Source organism: Tsukamurella sp. PLM1, assembly GCF_023168325.1.
In the GTDB taxonomy this organism is placed as follows: Bacteria; Actinomycetota; Actinomycetes; order Mycobacteriales; family Mycobacteriaceae; genus Tsukamurella.
The window spans coordinates 3,349,594-3,367,108 of record NZ_AP025688.1 but is presented as its reverse complement, the minus strand read 5'-3'; the positions used below and the strand labels follow the sequence as shown (position 1 = coordinate 3,367,108).

Genomic DNA, 17,515 nt, shown 5'->3' with positions numbered 1-17,515 from the left:
GACTATCTCAGAATTCAAGAATCGTGTCTCAATATTCGAGATTCCGATGGAGTCGATCGCTGCGGCGGACCGGGTGTCAGGCCCAGTTCAGCGTGCGCTCCACCGCGCGGTTCCACTCGGCGTACAGGTGTTCGCGCTCGTCGGCGGGCATCGTGGGCAGCCAGCGCGCGTCCTCGGCCCAATTGGTGCGGATCTCCTCGAGCGTCCACACCCCGGTCGCGTAGCCGGCGGCGTACGCCGCGCCGAGCGCGGTCGTCTCGATCACGCGCGGCCGGATGACGGGGACATCCAGGACGTCGGCCTGGAACTGCATCAGGGTGTCGTTGACCACCATGCCGCCGTCCACCCGGAGCTCGGTGAGCGGAATGCCGCTGTCGGCGTTCATTGCCTCGATGACCTCGCGGGACTGGTACGCGGTCGCCTCCAGTGCCGCCCGCGCGATGTGGCGCTTGTCCGAGAAGCGGGTCAGGCCCACGATCACGCCGCGCGCGTCCGGCCGCCACCGCGGCGCGAACAGCCCGGAGAAGGCGGGGACCACGTAGACCCCGCCGTTGTCCGGCACGCCGGTCGCCAGTTCCTCCACCTCCGGGGCGGTGGAGATGATGCCCAGGTTGTCGCGCAGCCACTGCACCAGCGAGCCGCTGACCGCGACGGAACCCTCCAGCGCGTACACCGGCGCGTCCGCGCCCAGCCGGTAGCAGACGGTGGTCAACAGCCCGTGCTCGCTGAAGACCGGCCGGGTACCCGTGTTGACCAGCAGGAAGTTCCCGGTGCCGTAGGTGTTCTTCGCGGCTCCCGGGTCGAGTGCGGCCTGCCCGAACATGGCCGCCTGCTGGTCGCCGAGGATCCCGGCGATCGGCACCCCGCCGAACACGCCCCGCTCGCGCACGGTGCCGTACACCTCGGCGCTCGAGCGGATCTCGGGGAGCATCGACATCGGGACGCCCATCGCCGCGCAGGTCGCGGGGTCCCACGCGCCGTCGGCCAGATTCATCAGCATCGTGCGTGAGGCATTGGTGATATCGGTGATGTGCAGGGGGCGGCCGGAGTTCGCGTCCCTGACCCGGCCGCTGCCGTAGTCGTCGGTGGTCAGGTTCCACACCAGCCACGAGTCGATCGTGCCCGCGCACAGCTCGCCGCGCTCGGCGCGCTCGCGGGCACCGTCGACGTGATCGAGGATCCAGGCGATCTTCGGCCCGGAGAAGTAGGTGGACAGCGGCAGTCCGCAGGACGCCTTGAAGCGGTCGCGGTCGGGTTCGTCGAGGCCGACCGAGGCCAGTTCCTCGCACAGCGATTCGGTGCGCGTGTCCTGCCAGACGACGGCGTTGTGGATCGGCTCGCCGGTGGCGCGATCCCACACCACCACCGTCTCGCGTTGGTTGGTGATGCCCACCGCAGCGATGTCGGCAGCGGTGAGGTCCGCGGAGGCGAGCGCCTCCGCGCTGACAAGGCGCGTGTTGAGCCATATCTGCGTGGCGTCGTGCTCGACCCAGCCGTTACGTGGGAAGATCTGGTCGTGTTCCCGTTGCTCGGACGCCACGATGGTTCCGCGCTTGTCGAAGATGATGCACCGCGTCGAACTGGTGCCCTGATCGATCGCGGCGACGAACTGCGGGTCGCGAGAGGTAACTGCCACGCCCGAATACTGACATGGTGATCGCTGATGAACGCTGCTAACCCTGAAACCGCCACGGCCGCGGGCGCGTCCGCGACGGTGACGACCGCGTCGCTGCTGTCGCCCGATTACCGCGCGCAGGCCTGGGGCCGGCTCGGCGCCGAGGAGTTCGACGTCGTCGTGATCGGCGGCGGCATCGTCGGCGTCGGTTCGGCGCTCGATGCGGCGACCCGGGGCCTGAAAGTGGCGTTGGTGGAGGCGCGCGACTTCGCGTCGGGCACCAGCTCGCGGAGCTCGAAGATGTTCCACGGCGGCCTGCGCTACCTCGAGCAACTCGAGTTCGGCCTGGTCCGCGAGGCCCTGCACGAGCGCGAGCTCTCCCTCTCGACGCTGGCGCCGCACCTGGTGAAGCCGCTGCCGTTCCTGGCGCCGCTCACCAAGCGCGTCGTCGAGCGGCCGTACATGGCGGCCGGGATGTTCCTCTACGACACCATGGGCGGCGCCAAGTCGGTCCCGGCGCAGAAGCACCTGACGCGCGCGGGCGCCCTGCGGCTCGCGCCGGGGCTCAAGCGCGGCGCGCTGGTCGGTGGCATCCGGTATTACGACACCGTCGTCGACGACGCCCGGCACACCATGACCGTCGCCCGGACCGCCGCGCACTACGGCGCAGTGGTGCGCACCTCGACGCAGGTCGTGGACTTCCTCCGCGAGGCCGACCGCGTGTCGGGGGTCATCGTGCGGGACAGCGAGACCGGCGAGACCACCGAGGTCCGCTCGACCGTGGTGATCAACGCGACCGGCGTGTGGACCGACGAACTGCAGGCGCTCTCGCACCAGAAGGGCCGCTTCCGCGTGCGCGCGAGCAAGGGGGTGCACATCCTGGTGCCGCGCGACCGCATCGTCAGCGATGTCGCGCTGATCCTGCGTACCGAGAAGAGCGTGCTGTTCGTGATCCCGTGGGGCATTCACTGGATCATCGGCACCACCGACACGGATTGGAACCTCGACCTCGCCCACCCGGCCGCGACCGCGACCGACATCGACTACATCCTCGATCACGTCAACAAGGTGCTGATCACCGAGCTGACGCAGGACGACATCACCGGCGTGTACGCGGGCCTGCGGCCCCTGCTCGCGGGTGAGTCCGACGAGACGAGCAAGCTCTCGCGCGAGCACGCAGTCGCCGCGATCGCGCCCGGTCTGGTGACCATCGCGGGCGGCAAGTACACCACCTACCGCGTGATGGCGTCGGACGCCGTCGACGCCGCCGAGGCGTACCTGCCCCACAAGATCCCCGCCTCGTGCACCGAGAAGGTGCCGCTGCTGGGGGCGGACGGTTATTACGCACTCACCAACCAGACCACGTCCATCGCCGCGGAGCACGATGTGCATCCGCATCGCGTCACCCACCTGCTCGACAGGTACGGCTCGCTCATCGGGGACGTGCTCGCGCTCGCCGAGGGTGACCGCGGGCTGCTCGAACCGCTCGCCGGCGCCCCGCAGTACCTGCGCGTCGAGGCCCTGTACGCCGCGCGGGCGGAGGGGGCGCTGCACCTCGAGGACGTACTCGCGCGGCGCACCCGGATCTCCATCGAGTACCCCGACCGCGGGCTGGAGGCGGCCGCCGAGGTCGCCGAGCTGATCGCGCCCGTGCTCGGCTGGTCCGCCGCCGACGTGGCACGCGAGCTCGAGAACTACGGCGCCCGCGTCGCGGCCGAGATCGAGTCGCAGAACATGCCCGACGACGAGACCGCCGACGCCCTGCGCGCAGCCGCGCCCGAGGCGCGGCGCGAGATCCTCGAGCCCGTTCCGGTGCCGGGCAAGGACACGCCCGCGGTACACCGATAGATCGGCCGAACGGCCGACCCGTGGCGCGAGCATCCGGACGAACGGGGAGGGCGGGGCACTGTCGAGCCTGTTGACTGACCTGTGGGAGACGTCGACGGCGGGAGTCGATAGCAACATGATCATGACGCGCGCGAACCGGATCACCATCGTGGTGCTCCTGGTGGCCGGGTGGTGCTTGGGCACGTTGCTATCGATCTCCGCGGAACCGTCACTGCTCGGCATCGTGGTGAACGCCGTGGGTACGGCGGGGGCCGTGATCACGCTGATGGTGGTGCTGCGCGGCGGAGTGACGCCGTGGGCCTGGGCGGGCTGCGTGCTCGCCGTCGTCGCCTGCGCCCTGGGGTCGTTCGTGCCCGAGTCGCCCGTCTGGCCGGCCGGCGTGTGCTGGGTGTTCGTGATCATCGCGGGCATCGTCGCGTCCTACGCCGACACGGTGCTCGACGGCGCGATGGAAGTGGTCGCGGGCGGCATCGCGGTGCTGCCGTTGGTCCCGCTCGCCCGGCTAGACGCGACGCTGTGGATCGTCTGCGCCCTCGTCGCGGGTGCGGTGAACGTCTCCATCATGTTCGGGCACCGGCATCGGACGGCCGAACGGCGGCTGGTCCAGGCCAGAACGGAGGTCGCCATGGCGGAGCGAACGGCGATGGCGCGGGAACTGCACGACGTCATCGCCCACGAGGTCACCGGCATCGTCGTCCTCGCCCAGGCGGGGATCGCCGCGGGCGCCGACCCGCACGGCGTCCTGGCGCGCATCGAGCGCAGCGGCGCCCGCGCGCTCACCGACATCCGGGCGATGGTCGACACCCTGCGCGATGCGTCGGCCGCGGCGCCCGCGCGAGCGCCGTCGGCCTCCGGGGCCTCGGGACTGGGCGCGACGCTCGCGGGACTTGCCGACGACGGCGTCGCGGTCGCCGTCGCGCCCGAGGCCGACGCCGATGACGTCCCGGACCTGGTCCGGCTCGTGGCGCATCGCATCATCGCCGAGGGCATCACCAACGCCCGCCGCCACGCGCCCGGCTCGCCCGTGCAGGTCACCGTCGGGCGGTCCGACGGTGCGCTCGACGTCGACGTGACCGACGACGGCGCCGTCGCCGGTGCGCCTCCCGGCCCGGTCCGGGCGGTGGCACGGGCCTGATCGGCCTGACGGAGCGGGTCGGCACCGTCGGCGGGACCGTGACCGCCGGCCCCGACGGACCCGGCTGGCGCCTCCGGCGCGGCTGCCCCTGGAGGTGGCGTGAGATGACGATCCGCGTGGTGCTGGCGGACGATCAGGAGATGGTGCGGATCGGCTTCGCGATGATCCTGGGGGCCGCCGCCGACGTCGAGGTGGTCGGCCGTGCCGCGGACGGCGTGGAGGCCGTTGCGGTGATCGCGGAGACCCGGCCCGACGTGGCCCTGCTGGACATCCGCATGCCGCGCATCGACGGTATCGAGGTGTGCCGTCGGGTGACCGAGGCGGGGACGCGGGCGGTGATGGTGACGACGTTCGGCGAGCCCGACTACGTGGATGCCGCGCTGGCCGCCGGCGCCTCGGGATTCCTGCTCAAGGACGCGGGCCCCGAGCTCCTGCTGGCCGCGGTCCGGGCCGCCGCGAGCGGCGACGCCCTGATCAGCCCCGAGCTCACCGTCGACCTGCTGGCCCGCAACCGGGCCGCCGGGGCGCGGGACGCGGAAGCCGCGGCGGCGCTCGGCGAGTTGACGGCGCGCGAGCGCGAAGTCGCCCGCTGCGTCGCGCGGGGCCGCACCAACGCGGAGATCGCCGACGAACTCGTGATCAGCCTCGGCACCGTCAAGACGCACCTGGGCGCGGTCACGCGCCGGTTGGGGGCGCGCAACCGCGTCGAGGTGGCCGCCGCCGTGTGGGCCGCCGGGGAGATGGACTAGCGGCGGACGGCCTGGGACGGGGCCGACGGTGCCGTGCTCGTCGACGGTGCCGCGCTCGCGGACGAGGAGGCTCCGGCGGGGGTCAGGACGAAGGTCCACGACCGGTTGTTGTCCGGGTCGGTGAGCACGAGCTCGGTGCCGTTGCGGGACCAGAGCCGCTCGCCCTTGAGGGCCTCGCTGATCGCGGTCTGCGTGCCCTTCGGGTCGGGGCAGTAGCGCATCGTCGAGGCCAGGCCGGCGCCGAAATCGACCCGATCGGCGCTGGCCAGCGAGGTGGCCGTGCCGGTGAGGGTGTTGCAGGAGTCGTTGCCCGAGATGTTCGAGCCCAGCACGCGGAACCACGCGCTCGGGTCGGTCTTGAGGCGCCACTGCGCGCCCACGAGCGCCGGCTTGCCGGGCTGCGCCGCGGCGGACGAACCGGCGGGCGTGGAGGGGTTCGCGGGGTCGGCCCCGGCGTAGCCGGCGCACCCGGCGGTGAGCAGCGCGGCACCCGTGACGAGGGGGAGGACGAAGGAGGCGGTCGTACGCGTCATGCTTGCGATTATGCCGCCTCCTTCGTCACAGTGGAAACTTCAGTAACACCCTAGTTGTTCTTGGTGAGATCCAGCGGGGCGTCCTCCCCGGGGTCCTCGATGTCGATCGTGGTGCGCAGCGGCTTGTTCGGCAGCAGCGCGACGGCGAGCAGGGTGACGATCGCGCACGCCGTCGAGACCAGGAAGATCCGCCCCGTCGCATCGCCGAATGCAGCATTGGTGATCTCCGCGACCAGCGGGTTGTGCGGGTCGGGGATGCGGATCCGATGCTCGATGAGCCCCGACTTCACGAGCTCCGTCACGCGGGCGGTGAGCACGGCGCCCAGCGCGGAGACGCCGATCGCGCCGCCGAAGGTGCGGAAGAAGGCGACCGAACTCGACGCGGCGCCGATGTTCTGCACGCTGACGGTGTTCTGCACGGCGAGCACCAGGTTCTGCATCAGCGCGCCGACGCCGAAGCCCATGATCGCGATGTACACCTGCACCTGCCAGATCGGGGTCAGGTGATCGATCGTGCTGAGCAGTGCGAACCCGATGGCCAGGACGATCGCGCCGCCCACGACGTAGCGCTTCCACTTGCCCGAGCGGGTGATGAGCTGGCCCGAGACGACGGACGAGAGGAGCATGCCGACGACCATCGGGATGGTGAGGATGCCGGCCATCGTCGGGCTGTAGCCGCGCGAATTCTGGAAGTACAGGCCGAGGAACGACATGGCGCCGAACATCCCCACGCCCACGGCGATGGAGGCGATGATCGCCAGCCCGGTGGTGCGCTCGGTGATGATGTCGAGCGGGATGATCGGATCCTTCGCGCGCTTCTCCACCAGCACCGTCGCGGCCAGCAGAGCGAGGCCGGCCGCCAGGTACACCGCCGACGACACCGAGAGCCAGCCGTAGTTCTTGCCGGCGAACGAGACCCACACGAGCAGTACCGACACGCCGGCGGTGAGCAGGGTGGCGCCGAGCCAGTCGATCGTGACCGCGTCCTTGCGGTTCGTGGGGAGGTGCAGGGTGCGCTGGATGACGACCAGCGCGATCACGGCCAGCGGCACGCTGACGTAGAAGCACCAGCGCCACCCGATGTGGTCGGTGATGACGCCGCCCAGGATCGGGCCGCCGGCCATCGATACGGCCATGACCGCGCCCATGTAACCGGAGTACCGCCCGCGCTCGCGGGGCGGGATGATGCTGCCGATGATGGCGACGACCAGCGCGGTCAGGCCGCCCATGCCGATGCCCTGGATCACGCGCGCGACCATCAGCACCTCGACGTTCGGTGTCGCGCCGGCGAGGATCGAGCCGGCCACGAAGATGACGAGTGCGCTCTGGACCAGGATCTTCTTGTTGAACAGGTCGGCGAGCTTGCCCCAGATGGGCGTGGACGCCGCGTTGGCGAGCAGTGCGGTGGTGATCACCCAGGAGAACGCCGTGGTCGAGGCGCCCAGGTCGGAGATGATCCGCGGGAGCGCCGTCGAGACGACGGTGGTGCTCAGGAGTGCGGTGAACAGGCCTGCCAGCAGCCCCGCCATGACCTCGAGAATCTCCCGGTGGGTCATGGGGGCGGGGGAGTGGGGCGGGGTTTCCGCCGTGATCTCGGACATCGGACCTTCCTTCAAGCCTCTAAGTAATAACGTGCAGGGTGCAACTGTAACGGTCGCGAAGCTATTCCTCCAACAGATTCGTTGTGATGCGGCTCCCACTTCGATGGAACGTGTTCTAGGTTGGTGGCATGGCCTTCGTCATCGACCACGCCCGCGAGATCGTCGCGCCCGCCGCCCTCGTGTGGCAGGCGCTCACCGACTTCGATTCCTACGGCGAGTGGAATCCGTTCGCCGTCTCGGCGACCTGCGACCTGCGGCCCGGCGGCGCGATCGTGATGCGGGTGGCGCTACGACCGCCGAAGGTGATGACACAGAAGGAGTACATCGTGGCGGTCGACGAGGGACGCGGGTTCTCCTACGCGATGAAGCCGGCCCCGATGGGCCTGCTGCGCAGCATCCGCGAGCAGGGCATCGTCGACCTCGGGGACGGCCGGTCGCGCTACACCTCGCACTTCCAGCTCGACGGTCCGCTGTCCCCCGTCGTCGGTGCCGCGCTCGGCGCGAACCTCCGGCGCGGATTCGACGGCAACGTCGACGGCCTGGTCCGGCGGGCGGAGCACCTCGCCCGCTGATGCACGGCACAGGCGCGCCGCCACGGACCGACATTCCACGCTGACGGACCGGTACCGTCGTCGGCTCGTGACGCCGCCGGCGCAGGCGCGCACGATCGGGGCATGAACGAGAGCAGCGCGCCCGCGGTGACACCGCCGGACACGGCGGGAGAACGGGGGATCGCGGCGTTGGCGGCCTCCCGCTGGCCCGCCGGCCTGGCCGTCGCCATGTCGGTGGACACGTTCTCGTCCGAGGTCACCGACGAGCTCGTCCGCAACCTCGCGGCGGCGATGGCGCTGCTGCCCACCATGTACGTGATCATGGTGGCGCTCGACCGGAGGCGTCTCACGTGGCCCGTGCTCGTCGTCCTGCTCGTCTGCTTCGTCGGCCTGGAGATGCAGGACCTGGTTCCACCGGTGGTAGTGGTCCTCGGGGTCGCGCTGGCGTTCGCCGCCGTCGGTCACGTGCGCGGCCGGTTCGCCGACGGGGTCGCCCGCCTCCAGCTGGTGGGGCTGGCGGCCTTCGGCGCACTGTCGGTGCTGGGGCTGCTCGCCGAGCCGCAGCTCGCGCGCTACGTCGTCGCGGCCGGCTGGTTCGGCCACGGGATCTGGGACCTCGTGCACCTGATCCGCGACCGCGTCGTGGCCCGCTCCTGGGCGCAGTGGTGCGCGGTGCTCGACATCCTGATCGCGGTGGCGCTCGTCGTGGTGCCGCTGTACCTGCCGTCGTAGACCAGCACTGAACCGGAAGGAAAGAAGAGATGACCGCTACGTACACCTGGGACGTGTTCAGCACCCTCGACGGCTTCGGCTCGTACGGCGCCGAGGGCGACTGGGGCGGCTACTGGGGGAAGCAGGGGCCGGAGCTCCTCGCGCACCGCGCGCAGATCTTCGACAGTGCGCAACGGATGGTGTTCGGAGCCACCACCTTCCGGGAGACCGCTCCCGTTCTCGCCGGCGGCGACGACCCCAACGCTCTCGACGAGTGGAACGTGAGGACACTGCGCACCCCCGCGACCGTGATCTCGTCGACGCTGCGGGACACCCTGGGGTGGCCCGACGCGACCATCGTGAGCGGGGACGCCGTCGACATCGTGACGCGACTCAAGGAGGAGTCCGACGTTCCGCTCCGCTCCCAGGGAAGCCTGTCGCTGAACCGGACCCTGCTCGCCGCCGGCCTCGTCGATCGCCTTCAGGTGACCGTCTTCCCGGTGATCTCCGGCCGTTCCGGCACCAGCCCGATCCTGCAGGGCGCGGACGACTTCGACCTCGAGCTCCTCGAGTCCACGACGCTCGACGGGCACACGCAGGAGCTCGTCTACCGGCCGACCCTGCACCGGTGAACGCCGCCCGGTGACCGGCGCTACAACCGGAAACGGTGACGGTACGCCGACGGCGAGATCCCGAGCACGCGGTGGAACGCGCGCCGCATGCTCTCCGCCGTGCCGAATCCGGCCGCCCGGGCCACGCCGGGCACCGTCGACTCCTTCGACTCCAGCAACTGCTGCGCCGCGCGCACCCGCAGGTGTTCCAGGTGCTGCCCCGGGGTCCTGCCGAGTTCGCGGCGGAACAGACGGGCGAGGTGGCGTTCGCTGATGGCCAGCGCGGCCGCCAGCGCCGGCGGGCTGTGGTCGGCGGTGAGGTCTGCGGCCATCCGTTCCGTGGCGGCCCGCACCAGCGGGTGCGCCGGCCGGATCGCCTCGGGCGGCCCGTACTGCTGCTGGCCACCGGGGCGTTGCAGGAACACCACGAGGTACCGCGCGACCGCACGTGCGCGCTCCTCGCCGTGGTCCTCGCCGATCAGAGCGAGCGCGAGGTCGATTCCCGCCGTCGCCCCGGCGGAGGTGATCACCGGTCCGTCGCACACGTAGATGGCGTCGGGCTGCCACGCGACCGCGGGGAACCTCGTCGCCAGCAGGGAGGGCCTGCCAGTGCGACGTGGCCCGCCGCCCGTCGAGCAGCCCCGCAGCGGCGAGGACGAACGCGCCCGTGCAGACCGAGACCACCCGGCGGGCGCCGGCGGCGATCCGCGAGACACTGGCGAGGAAGTCCCCGTCGACGTGCGTGAGCGCGCCCGGCGGGTAACCGGGCACGAGGAGCGTGTCCACCGGGGCGCACTCGACGTCCGCCCACGAGCAGTCGGCGACCAGCGGCACGTGCGCGTCGGTGACCACGGGGCCGCCGTCGCGCGAGGCGATCCGGACCCGGTAGCCGGCCGCGTCGCTGAGGGCCTGGACCGGGCCCGCGACGTCGATCAGCGTCACGCCGTCGCAGACCGCGACCGCCACCTCCCGGACGCCGGCGGGGTCAGACATCCCTGGACGTTGAGTGTCAAGCAGCGACGGGATGTCGGTGGGCCCATGCGACTGCCGAGTCGTATTGGGCACCGTGGATGAGGCAGCCGTGGAGGATGCCGACGAGGCGGTTGGCGAGCTGGCGCAGGGCGGGGTTGTGCTTGAGGCCGCGGGCGCGGAGCTGGTCATAGTAGGTCTTCGCGTCTGTGTCGTGCAGCAGGGCGCAGGAAGCCTGCAGCTGGAGCGCGTCGATGAGGCGGTCGTTGTGCACGTATCGGGCTGCGACGACTCTCGTTTTGCCGGACTGTTTGGTGATCGGGCTGGTCCCGGCGTAGTTCTTGCGCGCTTTGGCGCTGCGATAGCGGCCGGGAGCGTCCCCGAACTCGGCGAGCACCCGGGCACCGAGGATCGGTCCGAGGCCGGGCTGGCTGCAGATGATCTCAGCGGCCGGGTGCCGGCCAAAATGCGCCTTCACCTCCTCTTCGAGGACGGTGATCTGCTCGATGACCACACCCAGCACTGCGACCGAGGAACGCACCGAAGCCGCATACGCGGCGGTGACCACAGCAGGTTGCCCGAGGTGCTCGCCGCGCAGGATCTGCTGCACCCGAGCCGCTTTGGCGTCCTTGTTACGGCAACCCTTGAACATCGGGAGGATCTGCCGCGGTGTGAGTTTCGCCGCCGACCCAGGATCGGGTGCCTTGGCCAGCAACGCCAGAATCGGGCGGCTGGTCAACGCCAGGTCCAGCTCCGAACAGAGGATCAGGATCGCGGGGAAGTACTCCCGCAGAGCTGATCGCAGTCGCAGCATGTGTCGGGTGCGGTCCCAGATCATGCTCTGATGCGCGCGGGTGACGACCTTGACCGCCTCGGAGATCTCCGAGTCCCGACCGGCCTCGAGGAGCTGATGCCGCCGCACCCGGACCATGTCGGCCAGGGCGTGCGCATCACCCTTGTCGCTCTTCGCGCCGGAACTGGACAGGATCTCCCGATGCCGATGCGCCTGCCGCGGATCAACCCCGAACACCCGGTACCCGGCGGCGATCAGAGCGTTCACCCACGGGCCCCGGTCGACCTCGATGCACACCAGCACGTCAGCGGCTTCACCGTCCTCGGGCAGGAACCGGCCGACGAGTTCACCGAACGCGGTGATGCCCTCGATACCCTCCCGCAAACGGGCGCGGCGCAGGACGCGGCCGTGTTCGTCCTGGACCTCCACATCGTGATGGTCCTCAGCCCAATCGTCTCCGATGAACAACATTCCCGACACCTCCCTTGGCTGCAACAACACGGAACTTGCTCCGGCAGCCCTGCCGGGGAAGGTAAGTCGCGGACTAATGGACCAGTACTCACACACCTGCCGAGCAGGGCCGGCACGACATCCCAGCAGCGATCGACCTTTCCTGGCGCACCGCTGGGGGCACGATCTGACCCAAGGGCTCGAAGGCCCAGTCCGCGAGAGTGCTCACCCAGCAGCGGCTACCAGTTGCCAAGTCTGCCGAACATCGATCCAAGCTGACCGGCACTTCCCATTAGTCCGCGCCATCCATCCGGAACCCGATCTTCAGCGTCACCTGCGTGTGCGCGACCGCGCCGTCCTCTATGTGCCCACGCGTGGACACCACCTCGAACCACTCCAGGTTCCGCATCGTCTGCGAGGCGCGGTCGACCGCGTTGGCGACGGCCGTGTCGAACCCCTCGGTGGAGGTCCCCACCACTTCGATCACTCGATACACGTTGTTCGTCATACCTCGTCATCCTCCGCCATTCCGGCGGGCGGGGAGGCCGAACGGCTAGCGCGGTTATCGGGAGCGGGCGCGCCGGGTGAAGCGGGCGGAGGCGCGGGCGATCGCATCGCCGCCGGCGTCGGTCACGCGGATGACGAAGACGTCCTCCTTGGGGAGGCGCTCGCCGACCGTCGCCTCCGCGCGCAGGTGATCGCCGAGGCGGGTGGGCCGCAGGTAGTCGATGTGGATCGCGCTGGCCACGCCGGTGTGCTCCTCGTCGTTCGCCGCCGCGGCCACGGCCGTGCCCACGAGGGCGAAGACGAACGCGCCGTGGGTCGTGTCGTGCGGGTTGAGGTGGTCCTCGGTGACGGTCACCGTCGACACCGCGCGACCGCCGCCGTGCCCGGTCACCTCGATGCCGAGGAACTGCGCGTACCGGTCCACGGGCTGCTGATCGCTCATCGGTCCATCTTCGCCGATCGCTCCGCGGCGTGAGCACCAGGCGGGCGGCGGCCGCGCTCGGACTCCGGCCGGCGGTGTCGGTGCCGTCCGGTGTCCGCCGATTCGTCCTCCCCGATTCGTTCCCGCCCCACCGGAACGCGCGGCGTATCAGTCGGGGCAGAACGAATCGGGGGGAGCGGGGCGTTCCGGCGGGGCTGCGACGAAACGGGGGGACCGCGACGAAACGGGGGGCGACGAAACGGGGGCCACAAGGGGAGGCGATGCCGGGTCAGCGCGCCCGCAGGCCCTTCGGGGTGCGGGCGAAACCGGCCGCGCCGAGCGCCCCGCGAGGGGCGAGGTGAGGGCGGGGGCACCGTCGACCTTCTCGATGGTGAGGCCGCCGATCCCGGGCGCGGCCCCGGCGAGCGCGGCGAGCGCCGCCTCCGACGCGTCGGTGAACGTGCGCAGCGTGCGGCCGCCCCGCTCGACGAACAGCGCCAGCGCCCCGCCCACCAGGACCACGAGCGCGCCCGCCTTGCGGCCCGGACGGGCACCGTCGTCGCCGCGGTCGGGCCACGGCAGCGCGGCGCCGTACGGGTTGGCCGGATCGGTGGCGGCCAGGACCAGCGCGGCGGTCTCGCCGCGTTCCTCGGCCCGCTCGAGCGCGGCCGCCGCGTCCCGCAGGGCGTCGACGGTGCCGCTCCGCGCGAACTGGGCCGCGCCGAGGCGCTCGATGAAGTAGCCGCGCCGCGCCTTCCCGGACTCCTCGAACGCGGCCAGGGTGCGGTAGACGCGGGCGAAGCCGCCCTCGACGCGCTCGGCGGCCGCCGCGCCACGGGTCACCACGCCGTACCGCTCCAACAACTGCTCGGCGATCGCCGCCGACTGCTCCGTGGCGCTCGCCTCCGCGGGCGCGGGCGGCAGCGACCACCGTCCCGCGACCAACGGCGGGGCCTGGTCCACCGCGACCCGGAACCGCGCGCGGGGCGCCCGGCGGGGCGTGCGGTGGGCGGTCGCGCGCCGGCCGCCCGCCAGCCGCGCGCGCACCGGCGCGAAGGTGTCGCCCGTGAGCCGGCCCGACCACACCAGGTCCCACAGCGCCTCCGGGGTAGCGCCGGTGAGCTGCCGGTAGAAGTAGGCGCCGCCGCCGCGGACGGCGTCCTCGATCGCCTCGTGCGCCGCCGTCGTGTCCAGCGGCGCCGGCGGCCCGAGCGTGAGCGGCGCCAGGTCCGCCGGGTGGAAGGCGATCCAGCCGTCCTGCGCGCCGATCGCACCGTGCCCCGTCCAGACGACCTCGCCGGTGCCCGTGAGCTCGTCGAGCATCGCGGGGGAGTAGTCGGCGACCCGCTGCGGCAGGACCAGGGACTCCCACGCGGACGCGGGGATCGGGACGCCCGCGAGCTGGTCGATCACGGTCGCGACGCCGTCGATGCCGCGCAGCGGGGTCGTCAGGTGGTGCCAGCCGGCGAGGAACTCGGCGTACGCCCGCTCGGGCACCGGCTCCACGTCCTGCCGCAGGCGCGCCAGGCTGCGCTGGCGGATGCGGCGCAGCACCTCGGCGTCGCAGAACTGCGGCGCCTCGTCGTCGGCGGGGACGAACCGGCCCTCCACCACTCGGCGCGCCGCGACGAGATCGGTCAGGGCGCGCTGCACCACCGCGACGCCGAGCCCGTACCGGCCCGCGACCTCGGCGGCCGGGAACGGGCCGTGCCGGCGGGCGTAGCGGGAGACCAGGTCGGCGATCGGGTCCGGCACGGATTCGGTGAACGCGGACGCGATGCCGGGCTGCAGCGGTACCCCCAGCCCGTCGCGCAGCCGCGCCGCGTCCTCCACCGCCGCGATCCACCCGTCGCCGTACGCGAAGACGCGACCCGCGGCGAGCAACTCGTCGACCGCGGTCGGCGCGCCCTCCGAACGCTCGTCGACCTCGGCGCGGGTGAGCGGGCCGAGCTCGCGGATCAGGTCGGCGACCTGCTCGGTGGTCCGCGCTCGGTACCCGGGGCGGTGCGCTGCAGTTGGGCCGTGACCTCGGCCAGCACGTCGGCGTCGAGCAGTTCGGTGAGCTCGACCCGGCCGAGCAACTGCGACAGCACCGCCGGGTCCAGGCTCAGCACCGCCGCGCGACGCTCCGCCAGCGGCGCGTCGCCCTCGTACATGAACGCACCGACGTAGCTGAACAGCAGCGACGCCGCGAACGGCGACGGTGCGACCGTCTCGACCTCCGCGAGCCGGACGGTGCGCGCGGCGAGCGCCCGGTGCACCGCGATCAGCTCCGGCACGTCGTACACGTCCTGCAGGCACTCGCGGACGGCCTCGAGCACGATCGGGAACTGAGGGTACTGCCGCGCCACCTCCAGCAACTGGCTCGCGCGTTGGCGCTGCTGCCACAGCGGGGCGCGCTTGCCGGGGTCGCGCCGCGGTAACAGCAGCGCGCGGGCCGCGCACTCGCGGAACCGCGACGCGAACAGGGCGCTCGACCCCACGGCCGCGGTGACCAGGCCGTCGATCTCGTCCGGCTCGAAGCGGAACAGCTCGGTGCCGGGCGGGGAGTCGTCGGTGTCGGGCAGCCGGACGACGATGCCGTCGTCCGTCGCGGTGACGGCGCCGGACAGGCCGAGCGCGGCGTTCAGCCGCGCGCCGATGGCCAGGGCCCAGGGCGCGTGCACCTTCATCCCGAGCGGGGAGTGGAGCACCACCCGCCAGTCGCCCAACTCGTCCCGGAACCGCTCGACCACGAGCGTGCGGTCGGTGGGCAGGACCCCGGTGGCGAGGCGCTGCTCGTCGAGCAGTGCGATCAGGTTGTCGGTGGCCCACGCGTCGAGCCCGGCCGCGTTCGCCCGCTCCCGCTGTTCACCGACGGCGAGCGCGGTGAACTCGCGGGTGAATCGGCCGATCGCGCGGCCCAGCTCCGCGGGCCGGCCCACGGTGTCGCCGATCCAGAACGGCAGCCGGCCCGATTGTCCGAAGGCGGGCGAGACCAGGACCCGGTCGTGCGTGATCTCCTCGATCCTCCAGCTCGTGGCGCCCAGCGCGAAGACGTCGCCCACCCGGGACTCGTAGACCATCTCCTCGTCGAGCTCGCCCACGCGGGAGGCCTTCTCGCCCACCATGAACACGCCGAACAGGCCGCGGTCGGGGATGGCGCCGCCGGAGGTGACGGCCAGTCGCCCGGCGCCGGGGCGGCCGGTGAGCGTGCCCGCGTCGCGGTCCCAGACCACGCGCGGGCGCAGCTCGCCGAAGTCCTCCGCGGGGTAGCGGCCCGAGATCAGGTCGAGCACCGCTTCGTACGCCGAATCCGGCAGCGCCGCATAGGGGTGTGCGCGGCGCACCAGGGCCAGCCACTCGTGCACGTCCAACTGATCCATGGCCGCGGCGGCGATCGTCTGCTGAGCCAGCACGTCCAGGGGATTCCGGGGCACGCGCAGCGCTTCGATCGCCCCGTCGCGCATGCGCTGCACCGTGACGGTGCTGTGCAGCAGGTCGGTGCGGTGCTTGGGGAAGAACACGCCGCGGCTGGGCTCGCCCACCTGGTGGCCGGCGCGGCCCACGCGCTGCAGGCCGGCCGCCACCGACGGCGGCGCCTCGACCTGGATCACCAGATCGACCGCGCCCATGTCGATCCCCAGCTCCAGGCTGGACGTCGCGACCACGCAGCGCAGGCGTCCCGATTTCAGGTCGTCCTCGATGATCGCGCGCTGCTCCTTGCTCACGGAGCCGTGGTGCGCCCGCGCGAGCACCGGCGCCGCGCCGTGGGTCTGGCCGCTCGCGAGGAGCTGCGCGGGCGCCCCGCCGGCCACGTGCGGATTGGGGCCGCCGGCGTGTACTCCGGCTGCCAGTTCGTTGATCCGGGCGGTGAGCCGCTCGGCGAGGCGGCGGGAATTGGCGAAGACGATGGTGGAGCGGTGCCGCTCGATCAGGTCCACGACGGACGATTCCACGTGCGGCCACAGCGATCCCTGCTGCGGGGCGTCGTCCTCGTCGGAAACGACGTCGAGCTCCGTCATGTCCGGCACCGGCACCGTGACGGTGAGTTCGAACTCCTTCTGCGCCGGTGGCCGCACGACGGTCGCGGGGCGCGGCCCGCCGAGGTAGGCCGCGACCTCCTCCGCGGGCTCGACGGTGGCCGACAGGCCGATCCGCTGGGCGGGTACGGCGAGCAGCTCGTCGAGCCGCTCCAGCGAGAGCGCGAGGTGCGTGCCGCGTTTGGTGCCGGCGACGGCGTGCACCTCGTCCACGATCACCGTGTGCACGTGCGTGAGGGTCTCGCGGGCCTGCGAGGTGAGCATGAGGTACAGCGACTCGGGCGTGGTGATGAGGATGTCCGGGGAGTGCGGACCAGCTGCCGCCGCTGCTGCGCGGGCGTATCCCCCGAGCGCACCCCGACGGTGACCGCGGGAGCGGGTTCGCCGCGCCGTTCCCGCACGCGGGCGATCCCGGCGAGCGGGGCGCGGAGGTTGCGTTCCACGTCCACCGCCAGGGCCTTGAGCGGGGAGACGTAGAGGACGGACGTGCCTGGCGGGGGGACGCGCGCACCGTCGGGCTGTGACGGTGCCGGGCGGTCCGCGAGCCGGTCCAGGGCCCAGAGGAACGCGGACAGCGTCTTCCCCGAGCCGGTGGGCGCCACGACCAGTGTGTTGTTCCCCTGTGCGATGGACCGCCAGGCACCGGCCTGCGCCGCGGTGGGCGCGGCGAAGGACTCGCGGAACCATTCGGCGGTGGCGGGCGTGAACGCCCGGAGGGCGTCCGGCATGGGTCCATCATGGCGCACCCCACCGACATGTTCCGGGCCCGCGGCTCTCTTCCATCGCACCCGCCTCGTATTCGTCGTGCGGCCCCTGATTCGTCGCGGTCCCACCGAAACGCCACCCGTCCCCCGGTTCGTCGTGGTCCCCCCGGAACGCCGGACGCAGCGGGGGGACGGCGACGAATCGGGGGGCGAAGCAAGGGGCGGGCGCCGCTGCGGACCCAGGCTCCGACACGCCCGTGACTGTTGTTGTTTGTGTGATTGATGTGATTCATGA

At 71.8% G+C, this 17,515-nt stretch carries 13 protein-coding genes and 2 pseudogenes; 6 read left to right on the top strand and 9 right to left on the bottom strand.

Annotated elements, in window-relative coordinates:
• Positions 1-76: 76 nt before the first annotated feature.
• Positions 77-1,636, bottom strand: a complete 1,560-nt coding sequence (gene glpK / locus MTP03_RS17275) for a glycerol kinase GlpK (protein WP_248489276.1) — start codon at positions 1,634-1,636, stop codon at positions 77-79.
• A 27-nt stretch (positions 1,637-1,663) separates the two neighbouring features.
• Here glpK and MTP03_RS17270 point away from each other — a divergent pair, with 27 nt between their 5' ends.
• From MTP03_RS17270 to MTP03_RS17260, 3 genes are all read left to right on the top strand, one after another.
• Complete coding sequence (locus tag MTP03_RS17270) at positions 1,664-3,463, top strand: glycerol-3-phosphate dehydrogenase/oxidase (protein ID WP_248489275.1); 1,800 nt, start codon at positions 1,664-1,666, stop codon at positions 3,461-3,463.
• A gap of 121 nt (positions 3,464-3,584) precedes the next feature.
• Positions 3,585-4,598: a sensor histidine kinase gene (locus MTP03_RS17265; protein ID WP_248489274.1), complete on the top strand. Its 1,014-nt coding sequence runs from the start codon at positions 3,585-3,587 to the stop codon at positions 4,596-4,598.
• Positions 4,599-4,702: 104 nt separating this feature from the next.
• Entirely contained in the window at positions 4,703-5,347 is a 645-nt protein-coding gene (locus tag MTP03_RS17260) for a response regulator transcription factor (RefSeq protein ID WP_248489273.1), read from the top strand.
• Here MTP03_RS17260 and MTP03_RS17255 read toward each other — a convergent pair.
• Both MTP03_RS17255 and MTP03_RS17250 read right to left on the bottom strand, forming a co-directional pair.
• Positions 5,344-5,880, bottom strand: a complete 537-nt coding sequence (locus tag MTP03_RS17255) for an META domain-containing protein (RefSeq protein ID WP_248489272.1) — start codon at positions 5,878-5,880, stop codon at positions 5,344-5,346. The two genes, MTP03_RS17260 and MTP03_RS17255, sit on opposite strands and share 4 nt — an antisense overlap.
• A 50-nt stretch (positions 5,881-5,930) precedes the next feature.
• Entirely contained in the window at positions 5,931-7,481 is a 1,551-nt protein-coding gene (locus tag MTP03_RS17250; protein ID WP_248489271.1) for an MDR family MFS transporter, read from the bottom strand.
• 128 nt (positions 7,482-7,609) lie between these two features.
• Here MTP03_RS17250 and MTP03_RS17245 point away from each other — a divergent pair, with 128 nt between their 5' ends.
• From MTP03_RS17245 to MTP03_RS17235, 3 genes are all read left to right on the top strand, one after another.
• Complete coding sequence (locus tag MTP03_RS17245) at positions 7,610-8,053, top strand: SRPBCC domain-containing protein (RefSeq protein ID WP_248489270.1); 444 nt, start codon at positions 7,610-7,612, stop codon at positions 8,051-8,053.
• A 102-nt stretch (positions 8,054-8,155) separates the two neighbouring features.
• Positions 8,156-8,764 carry a hypothetical protein gene (locus MTP03_RS17240; protein ID WP_248489269.1) on the top strand — a complete coding sequence of 203 codons (609 nt, stop codon included), beginning with the start codon at positions 8,156-8,158 and terminating at the stop codon, positions 8,762-8,764.
• A gap of 29 nt (positions 8,765-8,793) precedes the next feature.
• The gene (locus MTP03_RS17235) at positions 8,794-9,375 is read left to right on the top strand and encodes a dihydrofolate reductase family protein (protein ID WP_248489268.1); all 582 of its coding nucleotides are present in this window, start codon (positions 8,794-8,796) and stop codon (positions 9,373-9,375) included.
• Positions 9,376-9,395: 20 nt separating this feature from the next.
• Here the strand turns inward: MTP03_RS17235 and MTP03_RS23990 are convergent, their stop codons facing one another.
• The 6 genes and pseudogenes from MTP03_RS23990 to MTP03_RS17210 all read right to left on the bottom strand — a co-directional run bounded on the left by MTP03_RS23990 (position 9,396) and on the right by MTP03_RS17210 (position 17,244).
• Positions 9,396-9,899: a GlxA family transcriptional regulator gene (locus MTP03_RS23990; protein WP_371820794.1), complete on the bottom strand. Its 504-nt coding sequence runs from the start codon at positions 9,897-9,899 to the stop codon at positions 9,396-9,398.
• A gap of 115 nt (positions 9,900-10,014) precedes the next feature.
• A pseudogene (locus MTP03_RS23985) lies at positions 10,015-10,347 on the bottom strand (DJ-1/PfpI family protein); the annotation flags it as partial.
• 16 nt (positions 10,348-10,363) lie between these two features.
• Positions 10,364-11,587 (bottom strand): IS110 family transposase, encoded by a 1,224-nt coding sequence (locus MTP03_RS17225; protein ID WP_248489267.1) that lies wholly within the window; start codon positions 11,585-11,587, stop codon positions 10,364-10,366.
• Between the two features lie 271 nt (positions 11,588-11,858).
• Positions 11,859-12,074, bottom strand: coding sequence for a dodecin (locus tag MTP03_RS17220; RefSeq protein WP_248489266.1), 216 nt, complete (start codon positions 12,072-12,074; stop codon positions 11,859-11,861).
• Between the two features lie 54 nt (positions 12,075-12,128).
• Positions 12,129-12,515, bottom strand: a complete 387-nt coding sequence (locus MTP03_RS17215) for a PaaI family thioesterase (protein ID WP_248489265.1) — start codon at positions 12,513-12,515, stop codon at positions 12,129-12,131.
• A gap of 268 nt (positions 12,516-12,783) precedes the next feature.
• Positions 12,784-17,244: pseudogene (locus MTP03_RS17210) on the bottom strand (ATP-dependent helicase).
• Positions 17,245-17,515 lie beyond the last annotated feature (271 nt).